Genomic DNA, 15649 nt, shown 5'->3' on the forward strand with positions numbered 1-15649 from the left:
AATATCGTTATTAGAGTTATAAATCAGTAAAAAATTAAACTTTGAGGATGCGCTCACCGCGTCCAATACCAGATCCACCTGAGCGAACGGTCTCGAGAATCGAGGCACGATCAATCGAATCAATGAATGCGTCTAATTTAGCGCCATCACCAGTCAGTTCAATGGTGTAGCTCTTATCAGTCACATCGATGATGCGGCCACGGAAGATATCGGTAGTGCGCTTAAGCTCTTCACGCTCTTTACCAACAGCGCGAACCTTGATCATCATGAGCTCACGCTCAATATGAGGGCCTTCGCTCAGATCAAACACTTTCACTACCTCAACCAATCGATTTAAGTGTTTCGTAATTTGCTCAATGACATCATCGCTACCAAAAGTCACGATAGTCATTCGAGAAAGTGAGGGATCTTCCGTTGGTGCAACACTTAAGGTATCAATGTTGTAACCACGCGCAGAAAATAAACCTACTACTCGTGACAATGCTCCTGGTTCGTTCTCAATTAATACAGAAATAATGTGTCGCATTAAAGATCCTCACTACCCAAAAGCATTTCAGTAATACCCTTGCCTGCTTGAACCATCGGCCAAACGTTTTCTTCTGGGTCAGTCTGGAAATCCATAAATACCGTACGATCTTTTAAGCGAATTGCTTCTTTGAGCGCGCCCTCAACATCGGATTTTTTCTCAATGCGCATGCCAACGTGACCAAAGGCCTCTGCCAACTTCACAAAGTCAGGCAAAGAATCCATGTACGAACTGGAGTAACGCTTGTTATAGGTAAGCTCTTGCCATTGACGAACCATACCTAAGTAACGGTTATTCAAAGACACAATCTTTACGGGGGTGTTGTACTGCTTACAGGTGGAGAGCTCCTGAATACACATCTGGATTGAACCCTCACCAGTAATGGCAAATACGTCCTGATCTGGGAATGCTTTCTTAATACCCATGGCATAGGGCAAGCCTACGCCCATGGTGCCAAGACCACCAGAGTTAATCCAACGACGAGGTTTATCAAACTTGTAGAACTGTGCAGCCCACATTTGATGCTGCCCGACGTCAGAGGTAATAAATGCATCACCACCAGTCAACTCCCACAACTTTTGAACCACATATTGTGGCTTCACAATTTGCGATTCCTCGTCGTACTTCAAGCAATCTTTTTTACGCCATTCGTTGATCTGATCCCACCAGGCGGCAATTTTGTCGCCGTTCTTACGTGGGCCAGCAGCTTTTAATTGCGCAGTCATCTCAACTAATACCTCTTTGAGATTGCCAACGATCGGAACATCTACCTTCACGCGCTTAGAAATCACGGAAGGATCGATATCTATATGAATGATTTTGCGGGGATGACTTGCAAAGTGGGTCGTGTTACCGATCACGCGGTCATCAAAGCGTGCGCCAATTGCAATCAACACATCGCTGTGTTGCATCGCCATATTGGCTTCATATGTTCCATGCATACCAAGCATGCCTACAAACTGTGGGCTGGTTCCTGGGAATCCACCAAGACCCATCAAGGTATTGGTCACTGGATAGCCCAAGAGATCAGCGAACTCTTTGAGTTCAGGAGCAGCGTCAGAGAGAATCACGCCACCACCGGTATAGATGTATGGACGCTCTGCCTCTTGTAATAAGGCTACCGCTTTACGAATTTGACCGCTATGACCCTTCACAACAGGGTTGTAGGAACGCATCTCCAGAGTCTCTGGATAAACGAACGGGCCTTTTGCTGCTGATACATCCTTAGGGATGTCGATCAGCACTGGGCCTGGACGACCAGTCTGTGCAATGTGGAAAGCCTTCTTCAAAACCATTGGTAAATCCTTCACATCCTTCACAAGGAAGTTGTGCTTTACCACTGGACGCGTGATACCAACGGTATCCGCCTCTTGGAATGCATCTTCGCCAATAGCGTACGTTGGTACGTTACCGCTGATGATCACCATCGGGATCGAATCAGTGTAGGCAGTTGCGATACCAGTAACAGCATTGGTTACACCAGGACCTGAGGTCACCAATGCAACACCAACCTTACCGGTTGCACGCGCATAACCATCAGCCGCATGAACTGCTGCTTGTTCATGGCGAACCAATATATGTTCGAACTTATCTTGTTTAAAAATTTCGTCGTAGATAAAGAGAACAGAACCACCTGGGTAACCCCAGACGTATTCAACGCCCTCTTTGTGCAGTGCATGCACGAGCATTTCAGCACCAATCATTTCTGGAGGCGCTACTACGAGATTTGTATTTGCTGAGTCTTTGTTAGCTTTAGTAGCTAAAAATTCGGCGCTGCTTGTATTCATTTTCTTTCGTCCTTTGCAATTTTCGGCAAAAAATTGTTTGGTCTGTTCTATCTCCTGCTTATGGCCTGAGTTCGAACGGCGCTGCTACCGGAAAAACCACTTCTTGAATGAGAATCTAGGTAGTAAGCCCTATATTCTATAGCAATCCCCTAAAATGGCTGAATTCTTACCGATTCAGGTGTAATCGATTGCATGGCATCAGCCCAAGAACTATCTGACTTTCTGAGTAGCATCGAACAGCGCGCCTTCAAGCAAGCTGTCTACGCCGTGCGTGACGACGATGCTGCCTTAGATATTGTTCAAGATGCCATGATCAAATTAGCTGAGAAATATGGCGATAGACCTGTTGCAGAACTACCACTGGTTTTCACCAGAATCCTCCAAAACCGAATTCATGACTGGTTTCGACGCCAAAAAGTTCGCAATGCCTGGGTCACCCTGTTTTCTAACATGGGTAAGAAAACCGATGAAAACGATGATTTTGACCCTCTAGAGTCCCTTTCCGCCCCCGATGACAGTGAAATTCACCAAGATGGGGCTCAAAAGCTAGAACAAAGTCAGCTTTTACAGGCTTTAGAGTCAGAAATAGCTAAATTACCTGTACGTCAACGAGAAGCCTTCCTGATGCGTTATTGGGATGAGCTAAGTATTACTGAGACTGCCAAAGCGATGAGTTGTAGCGAAGGTAGTGTCAAAACGCATTGTTCCAGAGCAACACAAACCTTAGCTAAAGCATTGAAATTAAAAGGAATTACCCTGTGAAACACCTTGACGAAGACCTAAACCAGACCCAAGCCGACCAATTTGGCCGTGCGAGTGCCGCCCTGTTAACCCAAGGCGCACAGAGCCTGCCTGCTGGCATCAAAAATCGTCTTCATGCAGCTCGCATGAAAGCCTTATCTGTTCGCAAGGCTGAGAAGGTATTCGTTCAAAAACCCGTATTTGCTGGTCCTGCAGGTCATTTCGCATCGAGCTCCAATGGTATGTGGGATGCAGTGAGTTGGGCAGCCCCTTTGCTCGTGCTCGTCTTTGGCCTGATTGGGATTGCGCAATGGCAAAACGATTCCCGTATTACCGATATCGCCGAAGTTGATGCGGCGCTTCTGACAGATGATGTTCCACCAGATGCTTACGCTGATAGTGGCTTTTTGGCTTTCCTGAAAAATGGTCCACTCTCTGACTCTGAAGACAGCGCCTCTGATTTATCTCCAAGCAAATAATTCGTAACGCTCAATGCTTCGATCATTGAAGTCACTTATTCATCAAGCGTTGTTGGTGACAACAGCGCTGATGTTGCTATCCAGCGCACCTCTCACTCTTGCCCAAACATCAAGCGGCGCACCCCATGGAAAAACAGCGGCGATACCCGCCAAGACACCCGATGGAACTTGGGATGGATTGAACCCTACGCAGCAAAAAATTCTGGCACCACTAGAAAGCGATTGGGACTATATGGCTCCTGATAGCCGTAAGAAATGGATTTATGTTTCTAACATCTACCCCAAGATGAGCCCACTAGATCAAGAGCGCCTCCAATCACGTATGGCTAGCTGGTCTAATCTCTCTCAAAAAGATCGTCGCCTTGCACGTGAAAATTATTTAGCCAGCCTGAAGTTTCCTGCCGAGAAAAAAGCAGAAGCCTGGAGCGCTTATCAAAAGCTGACCGATGAGCAAAAGAAAAAATTAGCGGATATGGAGACAAAGAAGAAACCTAACGCTATCAATGCCCCCACCTTACAGCAACACACCATCAAGCAGGATACGACTCCACCGCCACCAGTTGCAAAGCCTAGGGCAATCATTCCTGAAGCAACGCCTGCTCCCGCCAGCACAGAGTCTCAATAAGGGATTGCTGCTGCATGACACCTGCTGAGTTAAACGTTTTACCTTCGCCCAATTTTTGGCGACGCGTTTTTTGTTGTCTTTATGAGCAACTGGTTTTATTGGGTGTAATTGCCTTTACCTTTTTATTGCCAAATTTAGGCTTAGGTATTTTGTTCGGTGTTGCACTCCCAAGCTGGCTCACATTCATTTACCTCTATGCTGTTCTCGGCGTTTATTTTGTTTGGTATTGGACCAAGTCTGGACAAACTCTGGCAATGCAAACTTGGCGAATCCGCATGATCAGTCACGGTGGATTGCATTTAACAAAGCGTCAAGCAATATGGCGCTACATCTATGGATCTCTCTGGATTATTCCATGCGTACTATTGCAATGGATATTTCATTTAGAGAAATGGCAAATTATTGAAATGCTATTTGCTGTGGCGCTATTCATTTGGCCACTGAGCATATATCTTGATCGTCGCGAACCCATCACTCGCCAAAGCCTGCCTGATCGTTTTGCTGGATCAAGGCTGGTAGAACTGCCTAAGAACTTAGTAAAGCTCTCCTAAACCATCGCTTTAGGCCTCTCGCAGGCACTCCACGGCAGTAGCACCTTGAATGCGATTCTGAAAGCGATATCCTGCAACTAAGGATGCCGTTACACCAAAGGCAAGCCCCATCAATATTGATTGAGTAAAGGCATTAAATTCAATTTCCATGACATAACGACCTAGGGCCCATGCTGCAACACCAGAAGCAATTCCAGCTAATAAGCCCGCAGTAAGACCAATGACCAGTAATTCAATTCTGGCGATTTGCGTCAATACACTGCGAGATGCACCCATGGCCTTTAACAAAGCAGCATTTCTAAAGCGTTCATCTTGGGTTGCCGCAATCGCAGCAATCAACACCAAAATGGCAGCAATGATAGTAAAGGCAAATAGCAAACCTAGGGCTGCCGATAACTTATTAAGCACTTCCTGAATTTGCTGCAATGAGGCCGATACATCCACCAGAGTCAGATTTGGATAAGCTTGGCTTAACTCAAAATCTAAAGCCTCCTTATTTGGATTTTGATAGTAAGAAGTAATCCAAGACTGCGGCATCTTACTTAATTGCGATGGTGGCATGATCACAAAGAAGTTCACGCGCATCGATCCCCAATCTAACTTACGCAATGAGGTAATGGGGGCGCTAACCTTCTCCCCGGCCACCTCAAAAGTAATTTGATCACCCAACTTCAGCTTGAGGGTCTTGGCTATACCAGTCTCCATGGAGACTTGTGGACTATCTCCTGCAAACCATTGCCCAGAAACAATTCGATTACCTAAAGGCAATTGCTCTGTATAGGAGAGATTAAATTCGCGATCAATTAGGCGCTTGGCATTTTCCTCGGAATAATTTGCCGATGAGATATCTCGACCATTAAGCTCAACTAAGCGCCCCCTGATCATGGGATAGAACTCAGGTTTTGAGACGCCGCCAGATTCCAGTGCTTTAGTAATGTCCGCCTTTTGGTCTCCCTGTATATTGATCATGAAGCGGTTTGGGGCATCAGGTGGAATATTGCCTTGCCAGGCGCTTAATAAATCCTGGCGCAATAAGAGAATCATGAGAATGGCCATGATGGCAATTCCGAGAGCAGCAATCTGCATCACTGCAAATCCAGACCTACGACTCATGGCATTGATGGTGAAATGTAATGCAAAGTTTTTTGTGCTCAATTGCGAAAGAAGCGCTAAGAATAAGCGCGCAAATGTGGAGAACAAGATAATTGCACCAGCAAAACTTAGTCCAACCCAAAGCGCCAGCTTCCAATCCCGCGCAGCAACCCAAATGAGAATCCCGCAACAGATAACCGCCAATAAAGTCACCCATGCAGTAGCTAATGTAGCCATCTCAAATTCTTTTCGAATTAAGCGCATCGGTGAAACCTTTGCCAAACTGAGCAGCGGTGGCCCAGCGAATCCAAAGAGCAAAAACCAAGTAAACAAAATACTCCATAGAACAGGAGCAATAGAGATCGTAGGTAAATTTCCTACCAAGAGATTGCCCAATAGGCCTGTGAGCAACTCTTGAACAAGATAGCCTAAGCATGACCCCGCGATGGCTGCAATAACGCCAAGCATTAATAATGTCTTAACTTGTTTTTTGAGTATTACCCCTCTAGTAGCACCAAAACACTTTAATGCCGCACAGGCATCAGCCTGTCCAACCATATAGCGTCTTGCTGATAATGCGATCGCTACAGCGGCAATCATGGCAGTGAGTAAAGCAATCAGGGATAAAAACTGCTCTGCCCTTTCTAAAGTTTTCCGCATCGCCGGTTGCGCATTGTCTAAGGACTCAATTCGTAGTCCGCGCAAATTTTGTGCTTCGATATAGCGATTAGCCCACTGTTGATATGCGGCGATACGATCATCGGGACCCGCTAACAACAATCGATAGGTCACTCGACTACCAAGACCGATTAAGCCCGTCGATTTGAGGTCATCCAAGCTCATCATGACGCGAGGTGCAAAATTCATAAAGCCTGCGCCTCGATCTAGCTCGCGTTTTAAGACTCCTGCTATGACAAACTGGCGATCGCCTAAGCGCAAAGAATCGCCAAGCTTGGCATGTAAATTATTTAATAAAGCCGGCTCTACATAAACAGAGCCGCTAGCAGGTGTTGTTGATTGATATTGTGAATTATCTTGCTCTACTTGCAAGGATCCCCGCAAAGGATATTCAGCACTTACCGCTTTGAGAGAGGCCAACTTACTGTAAGTACCGACAGTAGCCATGCTGGGAAATACAACTGTTTGTGCAGTCTGCAGCTGTTGGCTTTGAGCCTGCTCAATCAATTGCTCTGGTAAAGGGTGATCGGCAGCAATCAATAAGTCTGAAGCGAGTAGCTGCCGAGCATCAAATTCAAATGCTCGATGCATCCGGTCTGCCAAAAAGCTGACACTAGTCAGTGCACTCACCGAAACGATGAGCGCTACCAGTAACCACTTCAGCTCTTTTGAGCGAAGATCTTGCTGCAAGCTTCTCAAGAAGCTATTGAAGAAAGGAATCAAATTGCCTGAATCTGGCCGCCATCAATCCGCATGACAGTACCAGTAATAAAAGAAGCGTTCTGGCTAGCTAAAAATGCAGCTGCATCCCCATACTCTTGTGGATCACCATAGCGCCCCATCGGAATTTGTCGCAAGCTCGCTTTAACCACCTCTTCATAGGAAGTCGCTTCACGTTTTGCCCTAGCCTCATCCAACTGGCGCAAACGATCAGTAGCAACACGACCAGGCATGATCACGTTAACAGTAATACCCTCGCTAGCCACTTCTGCGGCCAAGGTTTTAGACCAAGCCAATAAGGCGGCACGCAATGTATTAGAAATCGCGAGGTTCTTAATGGGAGCAATTGCCCCTGAGGTTGTGCTCGTGATAATGCGACCCCACTTACGCTGACGCATTCCTGGTAGAACACGATCAGTAATAGCAATCAATGACAACACCATGTCGTTAAAACTCTTTTGCCAAAGCGCTGGGTCTTGACCAGCAGCAGGCGTTGGAGGAGGTCCACCAGTGTTATTAATCAAGATATCGATGGGGCCAAGCTCTTTTTCTACTTTAGAAACCAAGGTATCGATTACGGAAGAATCAGACAAGTCCCAATTTAGTGCCATAGCAACGCCGCCGGCAGCCTCAATCAACTCAACAGACTTTTGCAATCCCTCAGGACTGCGTCCTGTAACTGCAACCTTTACGCCTTCACGAGCAAGAGATACCGCCATGGCTTGACCTAAGCCACGACTGGAAGCCATTACTAAAGCAACTTTACCTTTGATACCTAAATCCATACTGCCTCCACCTCTGATATTTTTTTATGATTGATCTTGTTAATCCAGAACCAATTTTTGCTTGGCAACCACTTCTTTGTAAACCATGTACTCAGCTTTAATCTCTTTCGCGAAAGCTTCTGGTCCATTGACGTTAATGATAGAACCGGTATCTTCAATGCGTTTTTTTACAGCAGGATCATTGGTAACGACTTTTAGTGCGGCGTAATACTTATCGACCACATCCTTAGGCATGCCTACGGGTCCTAAAAATCCGTAGTACGCCATGCGATTGACTGGAGCTAGGCCAACTTCAGAAAAAGTTGGAACATTTGGCAATTGCGCTAGACGCTTTGGCGCTGCAACCACAATCGGAACAAGCTTACCGTCTTTAATGAATGGCAATGAAGAAGGCAAGTTATCAAAAATCATTGAAACTTGACCGCCAACAGTATCAGCCAATGCTGGCCCTGCTCCACGATACGGAATGTGGACAATAAATACGCCCGTCAAACTTTTAAATAATTCTGTTTGAAGGTGGCCTATACCACCTGTACCAGAGCTGGAATAAGAATACTTACCTGGATTAGCTTTTAAGACTTCCATAAAGGTCTTAAAGTCTTTTGCTGGAAATGCTGGATTTACGGCAATGATGTTTGGTGTTGCAGCGATATTACTAATGGGCGTGAAATCTGTGATCGGATCATAACCAATCTTTGGATTGATTGCAGGATTAGCTGCGGTAGTCGATACCGTTGCCATACCAATCGTATAACCATCTTTAGGAGCACGCATCACTTCAAGGGCACCTACAGAACCACCGCCCCCCGCTTTGTTCTCGACAATAACAGGCTGCCCCAATTGACGGCCTAGCGCATCACCTACGGCACGCGCAATGATGTCTGTACTGCCGCCAGGAGCAAAAGGTACGATTAAGCGAATGGGCTTAGTTGGAAAATTTTGTGCTTGCACGACCGAGACTAAACCCACGCTCAGTAAAAGTCCCGTAAATACGCCACTAATTATGGTTCTAGAAAAAAACAATTTCATCAGATTACTGCCCCATAGGCTTCGGTAAATTACCAGCATATTTATAAAGCTGCTCTTCGTATTGCTTAAAGATTTCAGCAAGAGCTTGTTGCTGACCTGAGACAAGCGCCTCAGGCGTATTGTCTTTAAGCGCAACTCGCTTGGTGTAGCGATTTGCACCAATCAAAGGATTACCTTTGCCAGCATTGGTGACAGTGAGGAAGAACTCAACACTGACAACTGCTTCTGGTTTGACACGATAGTCGCCATAAAAGTCGCTCACAGTTGCTTGCAGAGTGTAATAAGCAAAGAAGCTGGAGTTCAGACCCACTGTTGCAGAAAAGATTCCAGCTTTATTCAGCCATTCACGTTCTGAGTTAGCAATCATCTCTGATGGGATTGCTGAATAGACGTTATAAAAATCTTTTTCGTAACGCTGGTCTGAGAGGCGATAAACCAAAGATTTGCCATCAAAAGGTGGTGCAACACTAACAGTGCCCACTTTTAACCAAAAGTCGGAGCGCACTTTAAGGGGCGCTCCGGTTCGCTCTGGTGCAACCATCCAGCTAGCTGGCGTTACTGGCGCACGGCTTGGCAAAGAACACGCCATCAAGGCGCTAGCAATCGCGAATGAAAGTAAATATTTAATCATTTAGTAGCTCCTGATGGCGCTTGAGAGCCATTCATCGGTGGCGTAATTTTTGGAGGCGGTTCACCCCAAATTAAACTGGATGGTGATTGACTTGCAATGCGACTAAATTCGTTCAGTTGCTCGCTGGTTTGTTTGAGATTCTCAATTGTTAGCTGAGTATCCCCTTGAATACTGGTAATTGTTTGACGCAAAGCAACCATAGAGCCCACCAATTCACGCATCAGAATACTGAGCTCTTCTTTATCTGTGACCTTTGCGATACGCTCAAGAATGACGTTCATATCCTTTACAGAATTAATGAGTCCTTGGTTGCCCTTGCCATCTCCCGCCATCAAAGAGTTGAGGTTTCCGAGCAGCGTATCAAATTTCTTCTGAGTACCATCAATGTTAATTTGGTTCATGCCATCGATTAGCTTTTGAATGCCTTCAATAATTTGATCTGCCTGGTTTGGCAAAGAAGGAATAACAGGATATTTCGGCCTCCACTCATAGGGCAAAGGTGGATAGGCTTGCGCAACTGGCGTGAAATTAAATTCAATGTAGTTCACGCCGGTAATACCCTGTGACTTGACCTGAGCGCGTAGGTTATTTTTAACAAACTCTTGAATGAGCTCCTCGTTAACGGTTTCACCGAGGATCTGCATACGCACTACAACATACTGCTTACGATCATGAAAAGGGATATTGTCTTCATAGATATCTCCAGATAAGCCAATAAAGGTAACTTGGCCAATCTTCACCCCCCTAAATCTAACAGAGGCTCCCGTATCTAAGCCCGTTACCGATTGCTTGATATAGGTCTCAATCATGAATGATTTTTTAAATAATTGGCCAGAGCCAAAAATCAATATCACAGCAATGAGAACACCGATGGCGCCCAGTACAAAAACGCCTAAGCGGAAATAATTTGGATTGGAGTTATTACTCATGCTGCGTCCTTAGTCGTAATGCGATTAAAGAATTGATGCACGCGAGGATCGGTGCTGGTATCACGTAATACTTTTGGATCACCTTCGGCAATGATGCCCTTGGTAGTTTTATCGAGCATGATCACTTTGTCTGCAATGGCATAGATGCTAGCGAGCTCATGCGACACAATCACAAAGGTAATGCCGAGGTTCTTCGATAAATCCACAATTGTCTGATCTAGATCGGCTGAGGTAATCGGATCTAAACCGGCTGATGGCTCATCTAAGAAAAGAATCTTGGGATCAAGCGCCATTGCCCTAGCAATGGCCGCACGTTTTTGCATACCGCCGCTAATCTCGCTAGGCATATAGGTCTCATAGGGCAAAAGACCCACTAGATCCAATTTGCAACGCGCTAGAAGATTCATTTGGTCTTGCGTTAACTGGGTGTACTCTTGCATAAACAAGGTGACGTTATCTAGAAGGTTCATTGAACCAAATAAGGCGCCCTGTTGATACATCACCCCAAAGCTGGTCATGATTTTTTGACGATCAGCCCCTTGTGCAGCGGTGATATTTTGACCTTCGATCAATACATCACCTGACAAAGGCTGATACAAGCCAAAGAGATTCTTCAGGAGACTGGATTTACCACAGCCAGAGCCACCCAAAATTACAAAGATCTCGCCGTTATTAACTTTGAAGTTGAGATCCTTCATTAATACATTATTGCCATAACCAACGGTCAGATTCTGAACATCAATGGCGTATGGGCTAGCTGGCGTGGTCACTGGTGTATTCATCAGAAACCTGTCTTATAAGAGATCACAGCAAAGATACCATCGACAATCACAATCATCACGATGCTGCTCACGACAGCGCGCGTTGCAGAGATACCTACAGCAGCAGCACCCGTGCCAGTCTGCATGCCTCGGAGACATCCCATTGCAGAAACCACCACTCCAAACATTGTCGCTTTAACTAGACCTGAAAGCACGTCTTCTACATCTACCGCACTGATCATGCCGTTATAGAAATTAATAAATGGGATGCCATAAAGTAACATTGTCAGCATCGAGGCAATAATACTGACGATGTCGGCAAAGAGCGTCAAGATCGGTGCAACCAAAATACCGGCTAGCACTCTAGGCACTACCAAGAATCGAATTGGGCTAAGTCCACCCGATACCAAGGCATCGACTTCGCTATTCACGGTCATGGTACCGATCTCTGCAGCAAAGGCTGCGGATGATCGACCCGCTAATAGAATCGCTGTGATCAATGGTCCCATCTCGCGCACGATGCCAAGCGCAGCCAATGGGCCCACAAAAGTAGTGGCGCCGAACTGCTTCATGCCAATAGCAGCCTGGAAGGAAAGGATCACGCCGATCAAAAAGGAAACTAATCCAATGATGGGTAAGGCTGCAATACCGGCCTCTACTGCTGCATTCACAAAGTCGCCCCAGCGTACTTGCTTTATATGACGAATAGACCAAGCTAAGTCTGCAGCCAAATGTCCAGCAAAGGAAATCAGTCCCTTAGCATCGTCTAGAAAATCTTGAGCAGCCATTCCAGTGCTGACAACGAAACTTTCTTTTGGTTTAACTGCCGGGGCTGGAAATAAATTACTAATCGGATCAAATTCACGGAGCAATGGTTGATAGCGACTATCAAGCCCTTGCACTTCAAATTGAGCGCCTGCTTTTTGCTGTGCCTCTTCAATGCCAATTAAGAATGCAATGCCGGCACCATCTAATGAAGTGACCTTGGATGCATCAAAAACTAAGGAGGCATTTGCAAGATTACTTGCGGGAATCTTTGTTAACCAAGTATTTTGGGTATCCCGAATCTGGGTCCAAACACCACCTAAGGTATAGGCATTAATCACGCCACTGAGATTAACTTTGGCATGGGAAGCGTCAATTTGTGACCAAACGGCCACTGGGGCACTGGATGCAGGAGAAACAGCGGAAATAGTGTCAGAAACGCTCATAAGCAGACTATAAGGTATTCGGAAGAAACTCTCGTGAAATGCCTAAAAAATGAAAAGGGCCCAGTTTTTCAACTAGGCCCCATATAAGGTGGTGCGGCTGGCAGGAATTGAACCCACGACCCCTTGGTTCGTAGCCAAGTACTCTATCCAGCTGAGCTACAGCCGCAACAGCCATAATTATGCCATGGAAGAGAAGAACTACATCACCCCGGCTGGTCACGAGCGGATCAAAGCTGAGCTTTTACAGCTCCTAAACCTTGATAGACCCGAGGTTGTGAAGGTAGTTCACTGGGCAGCAAGTAATGGCGACCGCTCCGAAAATGGTGACTATATCTATGGAAAAAAACGCTTACGGGAAATAGATCGACGCATTCGATTCCTCAATAAACGGCTCGAATTTGCCGTGGTGGTCGACAATTCTGCCCGAAAATCAGGCGATGCTAATGCCGAACAGATCTTCTTTGGGGCGACTGTCACCTACTCCCCGCTAGAGGGTAAAGATATAGGTAAAGAAATCACGATCACGATCGTGGGGGTAGACGAGGTTGATTTAGAAAAAAATCATGTGAGCTGGGTCTCACCTATTGCTAAGGCTTTGATAAAGGCCAAATTGGGTGATTGTGTATCGATTCAAACACCCACAGGACCAAGCGAAATTGAAATCCTAGACGTGCAATATCTTTGAAGTAGAAAGACGATAGATTACACAGCGCGCGTACGGGTGACGCGCATCACATCAGGATTAGTTCGCAAACTGCGCATGACTTTAGATAAATGCAGACGATCATAGACTTGAATCGTAAAGCGGATCGTGACAGAGTCTTCCTTAAAGCGATCCTCCATCGATACATTCATGATATTGGAGTCTGCGGAAGTCACGCTACTGGCAACGCGCGCCAACACACCTTTACCCTGACGTGTATCAATCGCTAGATCGACCTCAAACTCTCGATTCAGCTCTTTACCCCACTCAACTTCTACCCACTTATCACTGTCTTTTGACAACATCCGCATTGCAACAGTGCAGTCGTTGGTATGCACCTGCAGACCTTCACCCTTACCCAGATAGCCAATGATGTTGTCACCTGGAATGGGATGACAACAAGATTGAAAGCCAATCGAGTTACCTTCACGACCATCTACCAGAATGGCTTGACGCTGATGGTGATGCGCGTCTTGGTTTGGAGCAACCCAATCGGCAACTCCAAGACGCATCTGCTCTCCCCCGCCTTCATCATCGATCAAGATCTTCAGACGAATTGCCAATTCTTGTGGTGAACGACGGCCTAAAGCGATATTGACACAGGCTTCTTCGCGATTTTTATCGCCCGTCCAGTGCATCAGCTTTTCCCAGATCTCAGGAGTGAGCAATGCAGCATCGACACCTTGTTGGCGCAAACCATTGGCCAACAATCGCTCGCCCAACTGAAGTGATTCTGAATAATGTTTGGTCTTTAAAGAATGGCGAATCGAAGCACGCGCTTTACCGGTGCGAACAAAAGCCAACCAACCTGGATTTGGTTGTGAATTGGCTGAAGTCACTACTTCGACGATGTCACCATTCTTGAGCTCGCTACGCAATGGCAATTGCAGACCATTAATCTTGACTGCCACACAGGTGTTACCAACATCACTATGAATGGAGTATGCAAAATCCAACGCAGTTGCACCCCTAGGCAAAGCCCGAATCTGCCCCTTAGGGGTAAAGACATAAACCGCATCTGGGAACAAATCAATCTTGACGTGCTCTAAGAATTCTTGAGAATCGCCGCTACTATCCTGAATATCAATCAATGACTGTAGCCATTGATGAGCGCGGTTTTGCACTTCACTCATATCTGGCGAACCATCTTTGTACGCCCAGTGAGCGGCTACACCTGCTTCTGCTACAGCATGCATATCAGTAGTACGGATCTGGAACTCGACTGGTACACCTGATGGACCTAATAAGGTTGTATGCAAAGACTGATAGCCATTCAATTTTGGAATGGCGATGTAATCCTTAAATTTGCCGGGCATAGGTTTATAAAGCGAATGTAATATTCCGAGCGCGCGATAGCACTCATCAATGCTGCTAACTGTCACGCGGAAGGCATATACATCTAAGACTTGAGAGAAGCTGACATGCTTCATACGCATCTTGTTATAAATGCTATAGAGCGTCTTTTCACGCCCCCGTAGATCAACATCGAGATTGGCTTTTGCAAAAGCCATGCGTGAGGCCTGCAAAATCTTTTCAACCATCTCCTTACGGTTGCCACGAGCACGCTTGACGGCGCCCTCAATGACCCGAAAGCGCATCGGCATGGAGTAACGGAAGCTGAGATCCTGCAAATCACGATAGATAATGTTGAGACCTAGGCGGTGGGCAATTGGTGCGTAGATCTCAATAGTCTCGGCAGCCACCCTGCGGCGCTTTTCCATTGGCACAGCATCGAGCGTACGCATGTTGTGTGTACGATCTGCCAACTTCACCAATATCACACGGACATCGCGTGCCATCGCCATGAACATTTTGCGAAAGCTTTCTGCTTGCGCTTCTGCATGACTCTGAAACTCCAACTTATCGAGCTTGGTTAATCCTTCAACCAGCTCTGCAACTTTGGTACCAAACTTTTCGACCAAATCTGCCTTTGTACAACCGGTATCCTCAATCACATCATGCAAGAGCGCCGCCATGATAGAAGGTGCATCGAGGCGCCAGGTTGCACACAACTCTGCAACTGCAACCGGATGAGTAATATAAGGCTCACCGCTATGGCGGTATTGACCTAGATGCGCCGCATCTGAAAACTGAAATGCTTTTTTAACTTGGGTAATTTCATCGGACTTGAGATAAGTCAACTTAGACAGCAGGCCATCAATAGAAACAACTTGGTGCTTTAGAGGCAGACTGGGCGCTGAGGTAGGCCCGAATAAATGACGACTGGATTGCGCCAATAAACTGTCAATGACAGACTTCTTACCGCTCTGCGCAAAAAAGGGTGTATCTGATGAGGAATCTAAAAGATTGGCTTGTACTTCGCCTAAAGAGGCCTGATTGGGCGAGACCCCTCCTACTAATTCCGATGCTTTGGTCGTTCCTAAAGGGAGCTCCACACCGG

At 46.2% G+C, this 15649-nt stretch carries 15 protein-coding genes and 1 tRNA gene; 5 read left to right on the forward strand and 11 right to left on the reverse strand.

From position 1 onward, the window contains the following. Positions 1-34: 34 nt before the first annotated feature. Positions 35-526 carry an acetolactate synthase small subunit gene (gene ilvN / locus FD968_RS05695; RefSeq protein WP_011902903.1) on the reverse strand — a complete coding sequence of 164 codons (492 nt, stop codon included), beginning with the start codon at positions 524-526 and terminating at the stop codon, positions 35-37. Further along, positions 526-2313, reverse strand: a complete 1788-nt coding sequence (locus tag FD968_RS05700; RefSeq protein ID WP_215364510.1) for an acetolactate synthase 3 catalytic subunit — start codon at positions 2311-2313, stop codon at positions 526-528. Before FD968_RS05700 ends, ilvN begins: the two co-directional genes overlap by 1 nt. A gap of 192 nt (positions 2314-2505) precedes the next feature. Between FD968_RS05700 and FD968_RS05705 the strand changes: the two genes are divergently transcribed. From FD968_RS05705 to FD968_RS05720, 4 genes are read left to right on the forward strand one after another with little or no spacing between them, the layout of a single operon-like run. Next, complete coding sequence (locus FD968_RS05705) at positions 2506-3075, forward strand: RNA polymerase sigma factor (protein WP_215364512.1); 570 nt, start codon at positions 2506-2508, stop codon at positions 3073-3075. Next, positions 3072-3533, forward strand: coding sequence for a DUF3619 family protein (locus FD968_RS05710; RefSeq protein ID WP_215364514.1), 462 nt, complete (start codon positions 3072-3074; stop codon positions 3531-3533). Before FD968_RS05705 ends, FD968_RS05710 begins: the two co-directional genes overlap by 4 nt. 13 nt (positions 3534-3546) lie before the next feature. Beyond that, a complete protein-coding gene (locus FD968_RS05715) occupies positions 3547-4158 on the forward strand; it encodes a DUF3106 domain-containing protein (RefSeq protein ID WP_215364516.1) in 612 nt (203 codons plus the stop codon). Positions 4159-4172: 14 nt separating this feature from the next. Then, positions 4173-4709, forward strand: a complete 537-nt coding sequence (locus FD968_RS05720) for an RDD family protein (RefSeq protein WP_215364519.1) — start codon at positions 4173-4175, stop codon at positions 4707-4709. A 9-nt stretch (positions 4710-4718) separates the two neighbouring features. On the opposite strand, the gene FD968_RS05725 is transcribed toward FD968_RS05720, so the two are convergent. The 8 genes from FD968_RS05725 to FD968_RS05760 form a co-directional block, all read right to left on the reverse strand. Then, the gene (locus tag FD968_RS05725; protein WP_251367502.1) at positions 4719-7178 is read right to left on the reverse strand and encodes an ABC transporter permease; all 2460 of its coding nucleotides are present in this window, start codon (positions 7176-7178) and stop codon (positions 4719-4721) included. Positions 7179-7198: 20 nt separating this feature from the next. Further along, the gene (locus FD968_RS05730; RefSeq protein ID WP_215364525.1) at positions 7199-7984 is read right to left on the reverse strand and encodes an SDR family oxidoreductase; all 786 of its coding nucleotides are present in this window, start codon (positions 7982-7984) and stop codon (positions 7199-7201) included. Between the two features lie 39 nt (positions 7985-8023). After that, positions 8024-9013 (reverse strand): tripartite tricarboxylate transporter substrate binding protein BugE, encoded by a 990-nt coding sequence (locus FD968_RS05735; protein ID WP_251367504.1) that lies wholly within the window; start codon positions 9011-9013, stop codon positions 8024-8026. A 4-nt stretch (positions 9014-9017) separates the two neighbouring features. Next, positions 9018-9644 (reverse strand): membrane integrity-associated transporter subunit PqiC, encoded by a 627-nt coding sequence (locus FD968_RS05740; protein ID WP_215364527.1) that lies wholly within the window; start codon positions 9642-9644, stop codon positions 9018-9020. Next, positions 9641-10573 (reverse strand): MlaD family protein, encoded by a 933-nt coding sequence (locus FD968_RS05745; RefSeq protein ID WP_215364530.1) that lies wholly within the window; start codon positions 10571-10573, stop codon positions 9641-9643. The genes FD968_RS05740 and FD968_RS05745 overlap by 4 nt, the downstream gene beginning before the upstream one ends. Further along, entirely contained in the window at positions 10570-11355 is a 786-nt protein-coding gene (locus tag FD968_RS05750; protein ID WP_215364532.1) for an ABC transporter ATP-binding protein, read from the reverse strand. Before FD968_RS05750 ends, FD968_RS05745 begins: the two co-directional genes overlap by 4 nt. After that, positions 11355-12545: an ABC transporter permease gene (locus FD968_RS05755; RefSeq protein WP_215364534.1), complete on the reverse strand. Its 1191-nt coding sequence runs from the start codon at positions 12543-12545 to the stop codon at positions 11355-11357. The genes FD968_RS05750 and FD968_RS05755 overlap by 1 nt, the downstream gene beginning before the upstream one ends. Before the next feature lie 89 nt (positions 12546-12634). Continuing rightward, positions 12635-12711, reverse strand: a tRNA-Arg gene (locus FD968_RS05760). Between the two features lie 18 nt (positions 12712-12729). Between FD968_RS05760 and greB the strand changes: the two genes are divergently transcribed. Beyond that, positions 12730-13230, forward strand: a complete 501-nt coding sequence (gene greB / locus FD968_RS05765; RefSeq protein ID WP_215364536.1) for a transcription elongation factor GreB — start codon at positions 12730-12732, stop codon at positions 13228-13230. Between the two features lie 17 nt (positions 13231-13247). Here greB and FD968_RS05770 read toward each other — a convergent pair whose 3' ends face one another. After that, complete coding sequence (locus FD968_RS05770) at positions 13248-15644, reverse strand: bifunctional (p)ppGpp synthetase/guanosine-3',5'-bis(diphosphate) 3'-pyrophosphohydrolase (protein WP_215364538.1); 2397 nt, start codon at positions 15642-15644, stop codon at positions 13248-13250. Between the last annotated feature and the right edge of the window lie 5 nt (positions 15645-15649).

This window comes from Polynucleobacter sp. AP-Titi-500A-B4, assembly GCF_018688095.1.
GTDB lineage: Bacteria > Pseudomonadota > Gammaproteobacteria > Burkholderiales > Burkholderiaceae > Polynucleobacter.

What these genes read in the sequence shown, in the direction of transcription:
- FD968_RS05720 (WP_215364519.1), top strand. Translation starts at nt 4,173, where the DNA reads ATGACACCTGCTGAGTTAAACGTTTTACCTTCGCCCAATTTTTGGCGA.
- ilvN (WP_011902903.1), bottom strand. Translation starts at nt 526, where the DNA reads ATGCGACACATTATTTCTGTATTAATTGAGAACGAACCAGGAGCATTG.
- FD968_RS05745 (WP_215364530.1), bottom strand. Translation starts at nt 10,573, where the DNA reads ATGAGTAATAACTCCAATCCAAATTATTTCCGCTTAGGCGTTTTTGTA.
- FD968_RS05730 (WP_215364525.1), bottom strand. Translation starts at nt 7,984, where the DNA reads ATGGATTTAGGTATCAAAGGTAAAGTTGCTTTAGTAATGGCTTCCAGT.
- greB (WP_215364536.1), top strand. Translation starts at nt 12,730, where the DNA reads ATGGAAGAGAAGAACTACATCACCCCGGCTGGTCACGAGCGGATCAAA.
- FD968_RS05735 (WP_251367504.1), bottom strand. Translation starts at nt 9,013, where the DNA reads ATGAAATTGTTTTTTTCTAGAACCATAATTAGTGGCGTATTTACGGGA.
- FD968_RS05755 (WP_215364534.1), bottom strand. Translation starts at nt 12,545, where the DNA reads ATGAGCGTTTCTGACACTATTTCCGCTGTTTCTCCTGCATCCAGTGCC.
- FD968_RS05715 (WP_215364516.1), top strand. Translation starts at nt 3,547, where the DNA reads ATGCTTCGATCATTGAAGTCACTTATTCATCAAGCGTTGTTGGTGACA.
- FD968_RS05705 (WP_215364512.1), top strand. Translation starts at nt 2,506, where the DNA reads ATGGCATCAGCCCAAGAACTATCTGACTTTCTGAGTAGCATCGAACAG.
- FD968_RS05750 (WP_215364532.1), bottom strand. Translation starts at nt 11,355, where the DNA reads ATGAATACACCAGTGACCACGCCAGCTAGCCCATACGCCATTGATGTT.
- FD968_RS05700 (WP_215364510.1), bottom strand. Translation starts at nt 2,313, where the DNA reads ATGAATACAAGCAGCGCCGAATTTTTAGCTACTAAAGCTAACAAAGAC.
- FD968_RS05740 (WP_215364527.1), bottom strand. Translation starts at nt 9,644, where the DNA reads ATGATTAAATATTTACTTTCATTCGCGATTGCTAGCGCCTTGATGGCG.